The organism is Cutibacterium sp. LaCa_286 (assembly GCF_057198075.1).
In genome coordinates, this window is sequence record NZ_CP191091.1 from 802,214 (window position 1) to 814,886 (window position 12,673).

At 64.5% G+C, this 12,673-nt stretch carries 12 protein-coding genes; 4 read left to right on the forward strand and 8 right to left on the reverse strand.

The features are described 5' to 3' along the window. Nucleotides 1-110 precede the first annotated feature (110 nt). Nucleotides 111-416, forward strand: coding sequence for an antibiotic biosynthesis monooxygenase family protein (locus tag ACP8JZ_RS03435; protein WP_484482693.1), 306 nt, complete (start codon nucleotides 111-113; stop codon nucleotides 414-416). A 30-nt stretch (nucleotides 417-446) separates the two neighbouring features. Here the strand turns inward: ACP8JZ_RS03435 and ACP8JZ_RS03440 are convergent, their stop codons facing one another. Beyond that, a complete protein-coding gene (locus ACP8JZ_RS03440) occupies nucleotides 447-2,318 on the reverse strand; it encodes an ABC transporter permease (protein WP_484482694.1) in 1,872 nt (623 codons plus the stop codon). Further along, nucleotides 2,315-3,067 (reverse strand): ABC transporter ATP-binding protein, encoded by a 753-nt coding sequence (locus ACP8JZ_RS03445; protein WP_484482695.1) that lies wholly within the window; start codon nucleotides 3,065-3,067, stop codon nucleotides 2,315-2,317. Before ACP8JZ_RS03445 ends, ACP8JZ_RS03440 begins: the two co-directional genes overlap by 4 nt. 285 nt (nucleotides 3,068-3,352) lie before the next feature. Between ACP8JZ_RS03445 and ACP8JZ_RS03450 the strand changes: the two genes are divergently transcribed. Continuing rightward, on the forward strand, nucleotides 3,353-4,744 hold the full coding sequence (locus ACP8JZ_RS03450; protein ID WP_306517373.1) for a glycine--tRNA ligase: 1,392 nt from the start codon (nucleotides 3,353-3,355) through the stop codon (nucleotides 4,742-4,744). Between the two features lie 65 nt (nucleotides 4,745-4,809). On the opposite strand, the gene nadC is transcribed toward ACP8JZ_RS03450, so the two are convergent. The 3 genes from nadC to nadA are packed head-to-tail and all read right to left on the reverse strand — an operon-like array spanning nucleotide 4,810 to nucleotide 8,427. Continuing rightward, a complete protein-coding gene (gene nadC / locus ACP8JZ_RS03455; protein WP_484482795.1) occupies nucleotides 4,810-5,745 on the reverse strand; it encodes a carboxylating nicotinate-nucleotide diphosphorylase in 936 nt (311 codons plus the stop codon). Further along, the gene (locus ACP8JZ_RS03460) at nucleotides 5,745-7,466 is read right to left on the reverse strand and encodes an L-aspartate oxidase (RefSeq protein WP_484482696.1); all 1,722 of its coding nucleotides are present in this window, start codon (nucleotides 7,464-7,466) and stop codon (nucleotides 5,745-5,747) included. Before ACP8JZ_RS03460 ends, nadC begins: the two co-directional genes overlap by 1 nt. Continuing rightward, nucleotides 7,456-8,427: a quinolinate synthase NadA gene (nadA, locus tag ACP8JZ_RS03465; protein WP_484482697.1), complete on the reverse strand. Its 972-nt coding sequence runs from the start codon at nucleotides 8,425-8,427 to the stop codon at nucleotides 7,456-7,458. Before nadA ends, ACP8JZ_RS03460 begins: the two co-directional genes overlap by 11 nt. Before the next feature lie 87 nt (nucleotides 8,428-8,514). On the opposite strand from nadA, the gene ACP8JZ_RS03470 reads away from it, so the two are divergent. Beyond that, nucleotides 8,515-9,213, forward strand: coding sequence for an NUDIX hydrolase (locus tag ACP8JZ_RS03470; protein WP_306517376.1), 699 nt, complete (start codon nucleotides 8,515-8,517; stop codon nucleotides 9,211-9,213). Between the two features lie 153 nt (nucleotides 9,214-9,366). Here the strand turns inward: ACP8JZ_RS03470 and ACP8JZ_RS03475 are convergent, their stop codons facing one another. The 3 genes from ACP8JZ_RS03475 to ACP8JZ_RS03485 are packed head-to-tail and all read right to left on the reverse strand — an operon-like array spanning nucleotide 9,367 to nucleotide 11,467. Next, a complete protein-coding gene (locus tag ACP8JZ_RS03475; RefSeq protein WP_277100824.1) occupies nucleotides 9,367-9,981 on the reverse strand; it encodes a hypothetical protein in 615 nt (204 codons plus the stop codon). Between the two features lie 5 nt (nucleotides 9,982-9,986). Further along, a complete protein-coding gene (locus ACP8JZ_RS03480) occupies nucleotides 9,987-10,757 on the reverse strand; it encodes a hypothetical protein (RefSeq protein WP_021105429.1) in 771 nt (256 codons plus the stop codon). After that, complete coding sequence (locus ACP8JZ_RS03485; RefSeq protein WP_484482698.1) at nucleotides 10,754-11,467, reverse strand: ABC transporter ATP-binding protein; 714 nt, start codon at nucleotides 11,465-11,467, stop codon at nucleotides 10,754-10,756. The genes ACP8JZ_RS03480 and ACP8JZ_RS03485 overlap by 4 nt, the downstream gene beginning before the upstream one ends. A 347-nt stretch (nucleotides 11,468-11,814) precedes the next feature. Here ACP8JZ_RS03485 and ACP8JZ_RS03490 point away from each other — a divergent pair, with 347 nt between their 5' ends. Further along, entirely contained in the window at nucleotides 11,815-12,567 is a 753-nt protein-coding gene (locus ACP8JZ_RS03490) for a succinate dehydrogenase cytochrome b subunit (protein ID WP_484482699.1), read from the forward strand. Nucleotides 12,568-12,673 lie beyond the last annotated feature (106 nt).

The window sequence follows — 12,673 nt, forward strand, 5'->3', positions numbered from 1 at the left end:
ACATGACCTTGTCAAGGATACTCGGTCGCTGTCTCTCCGGCTCATCAAGCATACCTCGTATGTCATTTTGGGGTCTGTCGGTGGGCTTTTGTGCTCGGTAGGCTTCCGTCATGCTCGTCATCCTGCGTTTCCGTGTCCCCGCTGCCGCTCGCTCCGGTTTCAGTGCTGCCCTGAGGCATCTGGAGCATCATCTGCGGAGCTGTTCCGGCCTGGAATCGCTGCATGTCGGCGTGGCGGTCGACGATGATGGGCTGCACACCGTGGTCACCACGTGGGACCTTCCCAAGTCATGGCGCAACGCCTTCACTGGAGCGGCTGGCCGCGCTGCTTTCCTGCCGGTGATGGCCTGGCTCATCGACGAACCCACCGCGTACTCCGACGCCACCGATGAGTCGTTCACGCTGCCAGCGCTGTGATGACACGACCCGCCGGTGGCGCCATCGAGGTCATTCGGGGTTGCGGGCGCGGCTCCCGACGACCCAGGCTCCACCCAGCTGGGCGATGAGGGTCAGCAGGACGATCGATCCGAACGTCTCGAGGCTGAGCGGAGCCACCTCTGCCAGCGCCGAGCCGGCTGAGGTTCCGTTGGTCGTGGCGAACTCGATCCCCAGTGCCGTGATGCTCAGCGCGATGAGTACGCCGGCTGCCAGCTGGACGATGAGAGTCTCAGTACCTACGACGTTGAGCAGGCGACGCATCCCGATCCCCAACGAATGGAGGACGTGGAACTCGCGGTGTCGTGCCATGGCTCCGCTCACGGCCATCTGGATCACGGAGACGAGGCACATGACGTAGACCGTACCGAAGATGCCCACATTGCCTTGGTAGGAGTTCGCCTTGCGTTCGGCGATGGCGTTGCTGACCCACTGCTCCTTGGACATGGGTGTCACACTCGCACCGGAGGAGCTCGCAACCTGCTCGGCCGCAGAGGCGTCCAAGCTGTCGAGATACGTCGTCGTGTGGAGCTTGTCGGGTTCCTTGGCGAAGCGGCCCACCTGGTCCCAGCTCATGATCGGGGTTTCGAGGAACGGGTGCGTGTACGTCGCTACGACGTGGGCCGTCAGCTTGTGTCCCTGCACGTCCGTCACGTCCATGGTGTCGCCGACGTTGTAACCCTTCGCGAGGGCCGCGACGTCGGTGCCGTGGACCTTGCTCGCGTCACCGGAGATGATCTTCAGTCCCGTCAGCTTTTCCATGGTCTTCACGTCGGCGAAGGAACAGCTGTCGTCGAGCCGGGGGAGGATCGCGAATCGTGCGACCTTCCCACCATGCCTCGACCATGCCTGGGCGGCACGATCAGTCTGGTCCAGACCGATCGCCTCGGAGACGGTCTGTGACTGGGCGGCCTTGCGAAAGTTGGCAGCCTGCACCTGTTCGTCGGGGACGTTCGCGACCATGAAGCCACCGATCATGCCCACCCCCACGATCACCGGAGTCGCCAGACGTGCGTAACGCAGACGGTCCTTGGAGGAGCGCTTGGCGGCTAGGAGCCCCGATCCCGGTGCCACGAGGCCGACGAGGTGACCCACGAGCCACGCTCCCGCCGGCACAAGCAGGGGGGCGAGTGCAATGGCCGGGATGATGGCGAGGAAGGGCAGGGCCAGCATGCCCCAGGCGCCGAGGGTCTGTGGATCCAGGAAGATGATGGCGAGGATCCCGCCCACACCGATGACCAAGCGCAGGGTGACGGACCACTTCGACATCGAGGAGACGGTGTTGTCGTGGGAATCGACGAGCTCGCGATCGGGAATCCGTCGCAGGGCTCTGCGACCGGCCAGCCCTGCCAGCAGAGCCATGACCACCAGAAGGATGAGCAGTGGCCGGACGCTGACCCCGGTCCTCACCGACACGTTGGGCCCGAAGAACTTGATGGCCTGCAGTCCGCGCAGGAACGTCGGGGCGAGGAGCGCCCCGACGATCACCGAGGGCACGCCGGCCACGAGTGAGACGAAGAAACACTCGAGGAACATGAGCCACCCCAGGCGCCGGCGAGTCGCGCCGGCCAAGCGCATCATCGCCAACTCGCGCTGACGGTAGGAGACGACTTGGGTGACGATGGATATGAGCATGAAACCGCAGATCGTCACCGCGAGGATGGCGATGAACCACAGGATCCAGCTGACGTTGTCCAGCTGCACGGCGAGTTCGTCGGCACTGACGCCGGGAACGTTCACCCGGGAGGGGTCGGAGAAGTCGGAGGCCAGTGTCACTTCGGCGCCACCGATGAGCATCGTCAGCACGACGGTGACGATGACGCCGGCGTAGAGGTCGAGATGACGCTTCACGAGGCGCCATGCCAAGCGGATCATGGCGATCATGCCGACGCCTCCAGGTTCACCAGACGGTTGGAGATTTCCTGGGTGCTCAACCCTGTCGTGTCATCGGCGATCTCACCGTCGTAGAGGAAGACGACCCGCTGCGCCTGGGTCGCGACGACCGGGTCGTGGGTCACCATGACGAGGGTGGTTCCCACCTCGGGCAGCGCGACGAGATTGTCCATGACTTCGCGGCGCGACTCGGAGTCGAGGGCCCCTGTCGGTTCGTCGGCGAAGAGGATATCCCGGTGCGTCGCGATGGCTCGGGCGATCGCGACCCGCTGCTGCTGACCACCTGACATCTTGTCGGGGTAGCGGTGAGTCAACTCAGCCAGCCCGACGCGGGTCAGCGACTCGGTGGCGACGTCGTCAGCCATGCGAGTCCCGTCGAAGAGAGCCGGCAGCTTGACATTCTCGATGGCCGTGAGGGCATCAATGAGGTTGTACTGCTGGAAAATGAAGCCCCACGCCTTGCGCCGGAGCGAGTCGAGTTTGGACTGGCTCATCTTCGCAAGATCCTGACCGCGGTAGAGGACCTGACCCGAGCTCGGTCGAATCATGCCGGACAGGCAGTTCAACAACGTCGTCTTACCAGAGCCCGACGGTCCCATGATCGCGGTCGTCGTGGCCGGTGTGAAATCGAGATCGATACCCTTGAGGACCTCGGTCCCCGAGCTGAACCGATGATGCACTCCGACGAGGCTGAGGACTTGAGACGTCGACGTGACGGAAGCTGTGAATTGTTCTCTCATGGGAATGCAGGAGCTCTCTGTCGTATTCAGCCGGGGAAATAGGTTGTTGTAGCTACATGGTACATATTTCTCATTGCAGCCATTCGCCATCCCACGTTTGTGGCCGGCAGTGCGCCTGGGCGGGCCCCAAGGCCAAGACAAACCATGGCTTGGAACAGATCGCGACTGACTCCGTCACCATGCCTCTCATCTGACCCGCTACAATCGCGCTCAGCGGCTCAGCCGAATTCACCTAGCCGTCATCCGGACGGCTATGCCAATGAGGACTTGGAAGAAAGGACGGCCATGGCCCCCACGAGTACCCTGGACAACGTCATCAACCTGTGCAAACGACGCGGATTCGTCTTCCCGTGCGGAGAGATCTACGGCGGCACCCGAGCAGCCTGGGACTACGGCCCCTTCGGTGTCGAGCTCAAGGAGAACATCAAGAAGCAGTGGTGGCGCCACATGGTCACCACTCGCGACGATGTCGTCGGTCTGGACTCCTCGGTGATCCTTCCCAAGGACGTGTGGGTCGCCTCGGGTCACGTCGGCGTCTTCAACGACCCGCTCACCGAGTGCCTCTCCTGTCACAAACGTATGCGCGCTGACCACCTGCAGGAGGCCTACGCCGAGAAGCACGGCCTTGACGACCCCGATTCCGTCGACCTCGCAGAGATCAACTGCCCCAACTGTGGCAACAAGGGCCAGTGGACCGAGCCGCGTGACTTCAACATGATGCTCAAGACCTACCTGGGCGTCATCGAGGACGAGTCCGGACTGCACTACCTGCGCCCCGAGACCGCGCAGGGCATCTTCATCAACTTCCAGAACGTCGTCACCTCGGCACGCAAGAAGCCGCCGTTCGGCATAGCCCAGACCGGAAAGTCGTTCCGCAACGAGATCACCCCCGGCAACTTCATCTTCCGTACCCGCGAGTTCGAGCAGATGGAGATGGAGTTCTTCGTCGAACCAGGAACCGACGAGAAGTGGCACCAGTACTGGATTGACGAGCGCACCAACTGGTACACCGACCTGGGAATCAATGCCGACAACCTTCGCCACTACGAACATCCCAAGGAAAAGCTCTCCCACTATTCCAAGCGCACCGTCGACATCGAGTACAAATTCGGTTTCGCCGGTTCGGACTGGGGTGAGCTGGAGGGTATCGCCAACCGCACCGATTTCGATCTGGGCACCCACACCAAGCACTCCGGCAAGGACCTGTCGTACTTCGACCAGGCGCAGAACAAGCGCTACCTGCCCTACGTCATCGAGCCGGCAGCCGGTCTCACGCGTTCACTCATGGCGTTCATGGTCGACGCCTACACCGAGGACGAGGCCCCCAACGCCAAGGGTGGTGTCGACAAACGCACCGTCCTCAAGCTCGATCCGCGTCTTGCCCCGGTGAAGGCCGCCGTCCTGCCGCTGAGCCGCAACTCCGACCTCTCGCCCAAGGCTCGTGACCTTGCCGCGCAGCTGCGTCAGCGGTGGAACGTCGACTTCGACGATGCCCAGGCCATCGGCAAGCGTTACCGTCGCCAGGACGAGATCGGCACCCCGTTCTGCGTCACTGTGGACTTCGACACCCTTGACGACAATGCCGTGACGGTGCGGGACCGCGACACCATGGGTCAGGAGCGCATCGCGCTGGACAAGGTGGAGGACTACCTCGCCGAGCGGCTTCCGCGCTTCTGAGGCAACGCCTTTTCAGACATGCCCGCCCTGCCTGGCTCCACCTGGGGTCAGGCAGGGCGGCTGCCTCAGCCGAGCAGGTCGAGGCCCAGGTCCAGCACCGGCGCTGAGTGTGTCAACGCCCCCACTGCGACGAAGTCGACTCCGGTGGCAGCCACGGCCGGGGCGTCGTCCAGCCGCAACCCACCGGACGCCTCGGTGCGCACTCCGGCCGGACGGGCCAGGGCCACTGCCTGCGCCATGAGATCGGGACTCATGTTGTCCAGCAGCACCAGTTGCGCACCTGCCTCGATGGCCTCGCTCACCTGATCGAGCCGGTCACACTCCACCTCACAGCCCACCTCGGGGGCATGGCGATGCACGGCAGCCAGTGCCGCTGCCACCGATCCCGCCGCGGCGATGTGATTGTCCTTGACGAGCGCGGCGTCACCCAGTCCCATACGATGATTGACGCCCCCGCCACACCGTACCGCGTACTTCTGCAGCACCCGCAGCCCGGGAACGGTCTTGCGGGTGTCACGCACCTTGGTGGGGCTGCCAGCCAGGGCATCCACCCAGGCGGCGGTGGCCGTTGCCACCCCGGAGAGCTGTGAGACGAGGTTCAGCATGGTGCGCTCAGCCGTGAGCAGGGTGCGCACCGGCCCCTCAACCGTGAGGACGACGTCACCCGGATGCACTCGCTCACCATCGGTCATCCGCATCTGGACGTGGACCTGTGTTTCGTGACTCCCCTGACTTGTGAGGCGGTGGGCGGGTGAGTACGGCGCCATGAACTGCAGTGCGTACGCCCCGACCGGCACTCCGGCCAGCGTGCCGTGCGCTCTGCTCACCACCTGGGCGGTGGCACGTTCGTCGCCGAAGATCGCTTCGGTGGTGACGTCCGGCCCCCAGCGCAGGTCCTCGGCAAAGGTCGCCTCGATGAGGGTACGCACCTGAGCTGGGTCCAGACCGGCGTCCTTCAGGGTTGCAACGATGTCGTCGTGCGTACTGCTCGCGCTGCCCATCATGCTGCCCTCACCATGCCACTGGAGGCACACACGTCGAGATGGCGCTGCCACCGTGCGTCACGATCTGGATGGTCGGAACGACGATGGCAGCCACGGGACTCGGTACGTGCCAGGGCCGACGTCGTCGCTGCCCAGGCCACCGTGCACAGATTCGTCGTCGTGAGGGTGTCGTCGGTCAGTGACGATCCTGGTTCCAGACGGTCGAGGAAATCGAGGACGTCGTGCATTCCTGCCTCCTGCCGCAGCACCGACATGTGACGGTCCATGAGCGTGTGCAACTCGCTGAGCTGACTGGCTGCCACCGGGGCCACCGTGCGTCGGGAAACGGCACGACGGGCGGTGAGGCGCTCCGGGACCGGATGCTCTGGGATCGCTTGATCCCTGATCCCATGACTCATGTGGTTTCGCCGCACAGCCGAAGTGTCAGGGTCCACATGGGGTGCCAGATCCTTTTGGGGATCTGCTCCCAGCACCTGTTCTGCAATGGCGCGCGCCGCGAGCTCGCCCATGACGAGTCCCTCGGTCAAGGAGTTCGAGGCAAGCCGATTGGCCCCCTGCACCCCCGTGCACGCGACCTCACCGACCGCCCACAACCCCGGCACACTGGTGCGGCCAGCCATGTCGGCCACCAGACCCCCGCAGTGGTAGTGCGCTCCTGGCCGCACCGGAATGGGTTCCGCCACCGGGTCGATGCCGCGCTCCCGGCACATCTGCAGGATCGACGGGAACATCGTCTCCCACGTGTGCACCCCGAACGCCGTGGCATCCAGGAAGAGATGATCGGCGCCAATACGCATCATGTGCGCCCACTCGGCCGCGGAGACGACGTCGCGCGGGGCCAGATCGGCAAGCGGATGCACCCCGGTCATGACGCGCCCACCGTGGGCGTCGACGAGAAATGCCCCCTCACCACGTACCGCCTCGGAGATGAGCACCCCGCGATCATCGGGAATGCGGTGGGCTGGTGGCACGACGAGGATCGTCGGGTGGAACTGCATGAACTCGACGTCACGGGCCACTGCTCCGGCGCGCAGACCTGCTGCCAGTCCGTCGCCGGTGGACACCGTTGGATTGGTCGTGGTCGACCACAACTGCCCGATACCCCCGGTGGCCAGCACGACATGGTCGCAGGAGATCTCGACGGTCGTCCCGCCCCGGGCCACGAGCACACCACATGCCGCACCGCGGCAGTCCGTGCAGATGTCGATGAGGCGCGCATGGTCACACACGTCGAGCGCTCCTGCCCGACGGGCCAGCGTCACCTCCACCTCGTGACCGGACTGGTCGCCCCCGGCGTGCAGGATTCGCCGTGCATGGTGGCCGCCTTCCAGGTGCAGATCGATGTCGCCTGCGTCGTCGGTGTCGAAGGATGCACCATCGGCCATGAGCCGGCGCAGGGCACCGGGTGCTCGCGTCACCAAGGTGCGTACCGCCTGCTCGTCACACAGGCCGGCACCAGCGGTCAGGGTGTCTGCGACATGCAGGTCCACCGAGTCGTCCGCACGCCACACCGCCGCCAGACCACCCTGGGCCCAGTCGGTGGCCGAATCGGTGAGTTCGCCGCGTGTCACCAGCAGGGTTGGCACACCGGCGTCGGCAAGATCCAGGGCAGTGCGCATCCCGGCGGCTCCCGATCCGACGATCACGACCTGCGTGGTCAGATGTTCCTGCACCGGAGGGCAGATGAGTTGGGTTTCACCCATGAGGTCAGTGGTCACGGCCCGATCCAATCTCGATCATGCGCTCCACGGCCCGGCGCGCCCGGCTGGCAATTGCCGGGTCCACCGTCACCTCGTCGGTTCCCTCGCGCAGGCAGGTGAGCAGCTTGTCGGGGGTGGTCAGCTTCATGAATGGGCAGATCGCATGCTGGTTCACCGGGTCGAAGGTGGTGTCGGGGTTCGCGGCGCGCAGCTGGTGCAGCATCCCGACCTCGGTGGCCACCAGCACCCGATCAGCGCTGGTGGCACGGGCGGCATCGAGCATGCCACCGGTGGACAGGACATGGGTGCGCTCCTCGGGGAGCTCGCCCTGCCCAGCCAACCACAGGGCCGATGTCGTGCATCCACACTCCGGGTGGACGAACAACTCGGCATCGTGGTCGGCGCGCACCTGGTCGACGAGGTCCGACGGTGAGATGTCGGCGTGGACGTGGCACTCGCCCATCCACACGTGGATGTTGCGGCGTCCGGTCACCCGACGCACATGGGCCCCGAGGAACTGGTCGGGGCAGAAGAGGATCTCCTGATCGGGGGAGATGGAGTTGACGACGTCGACCGCATTGGAACTCGTGCAGCACACATCGGTCTCCGCCTTGACGGCCGCTGTGGTGTTGACGTAGCTCACCACGACCGCGCCGGGGTGCTCGGCCTTCCACGCTCGCAGCTGGTCGGCGGTGATGCAGTCGGCCAGGGAGCAACCGGCGGAGGCGTCCGGAATGAGCACCCGCTTGTCGGGGGAGAGCAACTTGGCGGTCTCGGCCATGAAGTGCACCCCGGCGAAGACAATCGTCGAGGCGTCCGACGTGGCGGCGATCCGGGACAGCGCCAAGGAATCGCCGACGTGATCGGCGACGTCCTGGATCTGGGGATCCTGATAGTTGTGGGCAAGGATGACGGCATCCTGCCGGTCTGCCTCCCTGCGCACCTGTTGCGCCCAGGACATCGACGTCGTCGTGGTCACGGAACCTCTCCTTCCGACGGTTATTGATCGGTAGTCTATAACTTTTTCGACGAGGAGACGAAAACTGTCGTCGGATAGGCTCTACCCGTGAGGAACAGGCCCTACCGTGACCACCGTGGCGTCGCCAAGTACCGTCATGAGGTGCTTGCCGCCATCCTGCGCGTCGATGAACGGCTCGAGGTGCTCGCCACACCGCGTTCCCGGGACCCCTTCGTGGGGCAGTGGGCGCTGATCGGCGGACCGGTGGAGGTCGACGAGACGATGGAGCAGGCGATCGCTCGGCACATGACCGGACATCTGGACGGGGCTCGGCCGGTACACGTGGAGCAGGTGAGCACCGTCTCCGACCCGGCACGTGACCCGTTCGAGCGCACCATCGCCACCGCATATCTCGCACTCACCCCGCCCGACGGGCTGCCCGAGATGGTCGGGAACAGCTGGTTGCCCGTCGATGACCTGCCGAACATGGCCTTCGATCATGCGCAGATCGTCTCCGCAGCCGCGCGACGGTTGCGCAGCAAGACCTCCTACACCAACATCGTCTACGCCCTGGCTCCCGAGGAGTTCACGATGGCCCGACTGCGCGCGATCTACCAGGCCGTTCTTGGCCACGAGGTGGACGTCACGAACCTGGGTCGGGTGCTGCGCAGACGTGACCAGATCGAGAAGACCGGTGATGTGGCGGCGCCGGGGGAGCGGGGTGGCCGTCCGGCGTCGACCTGGCGGTTCATTGATCGCCGCTACGCCGTCACGGACCCCTTCGCAGTGCTGGCCCCCGGCAACTGAACAGCCCCCGAGTTCCAGACGTGAGGTCTGCGACGAGCCAGGGAAGCACGCTTGGCGAAGATGCCGTGGTGCTTTCGTCCCGGTGGAGTCCCAGCTCGGTGGTGCTCGCCACGATGGAGTGCGGTCGCCTGCCGGGATGCGACCACCCTTCGCTCACGCATCCGGTCGATTGTCACCTCGCCGCAGGACGTGTCGCAGACTCGCGGCAAGCCCCAGCGCCACGACGCCACCCAACTCGTAGTAGTACAGCGGACGCACCCACATGGCCAATACCTGACTGCTCGGGTCGGTGAGGAGATCGGGCGGGTACCCGAGCACCTGCGCCAGGCCTCCTGCCCCGATGATCCAGACAACTCCGGCCAGGCACGATCCCAGCACACCGGTCATTCCGAGCCAGGAGACGAGCACGAGGCTGATGTCGGCCAGCAGCAGTCCAGAGGTCACCGTGTAGAGCCGGTAGGGCACGCTGCCCTGACCTGTGATGACGATACCGAGGGCATTGGCGATCCAGAATCCCGTCAACTCAACGGTGCGCAGGCGCCGTTCACGCAAGAACGTTGGGGAAAGTCGCGGAAAACGGTCGATGAGGACGACTCCTGACACCGCTGGCAGGAGCGCAGCCAGGATGAGGGCCACGGTCCTGGTGCCGTCGGCGATCGGTACGCCAACCGTCACGCGGGTCGTCAGGGCGGCGATGACCAGAACGGCTACCACCACCAGAGCGGTGATGACCCACTGGCGTGCTCGTGCAATGGTGATGACGTGCATGGCGATCAGATGAAGATGAGGTCGGCCGACGGATGTGTCGCCACGAGCACACAGCTGACGACCAGCGCCACCATCCCGGTGATCGACGTCGCGAGTGCACCGTGAGATCTCGCCCCAGCCGGTGACTGTTGCCAACGACATCCAGCTTTGGCGGCGACGAGGATGCCGGCATTGCCAAGAATGCTCAGCGCCATGTGGACCGGGTTCGGACGCATGGGAGACATCGGGACGGTGGCGAAATCCGGCGACAGGAGCTGAGGCAGATGCATGTCCCAGAACATCTGATGGGCCAGGAACACGGCGAGCACCATGACCGGAATCGTCATCACCGAGTCCCACAGACATGCCGCCAGCGTCCCCAGCCACGCCGACGCTCCCAGGGCGATCGGTCCGGTGAGCAGCTGCCACGGCAGGGTGAGACCGCTTGAATCGGCATGATGCACCACGCAGGAGACACACCCGATGACGAGGAACACGGCCTGGGCCGCCCATCCCCAGGCGATGACTGCCCATGTCATGTCCGAGACGAGGTGGTGGGAGCGGCCGGTCCCGGCAAGGTCACGGCGCGTCGTGCGTGGCCACTGTCGGTGAACCATGTAGGCGCACACCCCGGCGATGAACGGAGAGCCCAGCATCGTCGCACCCTGCACAAGCGAGATCGTCCACGACCAGTCCCGGTAGGCCTCCTGGTACCTGAACCAAGTGAGGCATTGGATGATGATGAAGACGATGCCCAGCATCCAGGTGCGTCGCATCCACATGAGAACTGCGTTCATGGACGGACTCCATCGGTGACGTCGAGGAACCACGTGGAGTCCAACGACTCCGGCATCGCTGCGTCGAAGGCGACCGTGCCATGCGTGAGGACGACGAGATGGTCTGCCAGATCGGCGACGTCCTCCAGGACGTGACTCGACAACACGATGGTGGCCCCCGTCTCGGCTGCGCGATGCAGGGCGGTGAGCATGAGTTGACGCTGTCGGGGGTCCAGACCGGTGCTCGGCTCGTCGAGCAGCAGCACGTCCGCCTCGGATGCCAGTGCCTGTGCCAGCCAGACCCGTCGCTGCATACCACCCGACAGGGCCTTGCAACGAGTGTCAGACATCTTCTCCAGATCGACCAGTGCCAGCGCCTGACGAGCCTGTTGACGAGCGCGTGACCACGGTGCGCCGCGCATCCAGGTGAGATAGGTCACCGTCTCGAGCACCGACAGATTCCCGGGCGCGGACGCCGACTGGGGCATGAAGGCAATGCGGCGAAGCGCCTCTCGACGGGAAGGGCGAGCGGTCAGCTCCACACCGTCGATCAACACGTGACCGCTGGTGGGTACCTGCGCACCCGAACAGACACCCAGCAACGTCGATTTGCCCGCACCATTCTCCCCGATGAGTCCGCACACACCGGTGCCGATCGTGGACGAGACATGGTCCAAGGCGCGGTGTCTGCCGTATGAGTGGCAGACATCGTCAAAAGTGAGTGTGGTCATGAGATCTTCCGGTTGTCGTGGTCTTTCGTGCAGCGATGGGGGATGTCGTGTGAGCGTCTTTCGCATGATGCGTGAACCACGACCTGCAGAATAGCTTGAGAACAGCCCATGTCACATGCCGGGTATCCTCCCGCGGTACGCAGGCCAGGGCTGATCACTTCTGGGTCACGTGTGGCAAGGCGTCCCGTATGGCCTCCTCCGTGCGCCGGGAGTCGATCACCAAGCGGCTGTGACCAGGCCGTCATGGATCATTGTGCAGTGCTGGCCCCCGGTTACTGGACTGAGCTACTTATTTGCTAGTCTCCGGCTAAAGCTTCTAGCGTCAAGCTTCACGAGGGAGTTGCTCCATGAGCGTCGCAACACGGACGCAACAGCGAGGGGATCAGCTGCCAGAGCTCGACCGGACGAAGGTCCGGCCGTCTCACGTCACATTGAAGGTGACGATGGCAGTGACCGGTACGATCCTGGGCCTGTTCGTCTTCGTACACATGGTTGGAAACCTCAAGGCCCTGATGGGTCCTGAGGACTACAACGGTTATGCCAAGCTGCTGCGGACACTGTTCTATCCGCTGCTGCCCTACGAGGGGGCGTTGTGGATCTTCCGCATCGTGCTCCTCACCTGTCTGGTCCTGCACGTCTGGGCAGGTCTGACGATCTGGATCCGTGGTCGCAAGGGACGTGGGTCGTACCGTCGCAAGAGCATGCGCAGTCTGACCTTCGGATCCCGCACGATGATCCTCAGTGGCCTGCTGATCCTGGCCTTCATCATCGTCCACATCCTGGACCTCACGATCGGCGCCGGTGTCGCGTCGTCCAGCTTCTCCGGACCGCAGAACCCGGGCCCGGATGTCCAGATGAGCGCCTACGAGAACCTCGTCGCGAGCCTCTCGCGTCCGGGTATGGCGATCTTCTACACCATCGTCATGCTGGTGGTCTGCCTGCACCTGTGCCAGGGCGGTTGGAACGCCATCAATGACCTCGGTGGCACCGGTCCGCGTCTGCGCAAGGTGTGGCTCATCGTGGCCATCCTCATTGCCCTCGCCATCGCCGTGTGCAATGGCGCACTTCCAATGCTGATTCTTGCTGGGGTGATCTCATGAGCGGGTTGAAGGACTTCCTGCACGACAAGCTCCCACACACCGACACCGAGACCAAGGTCGAGTCGGTGCCAGCTCCCAAGGCCCCGGAACCCGCCTCGGCCTCGGA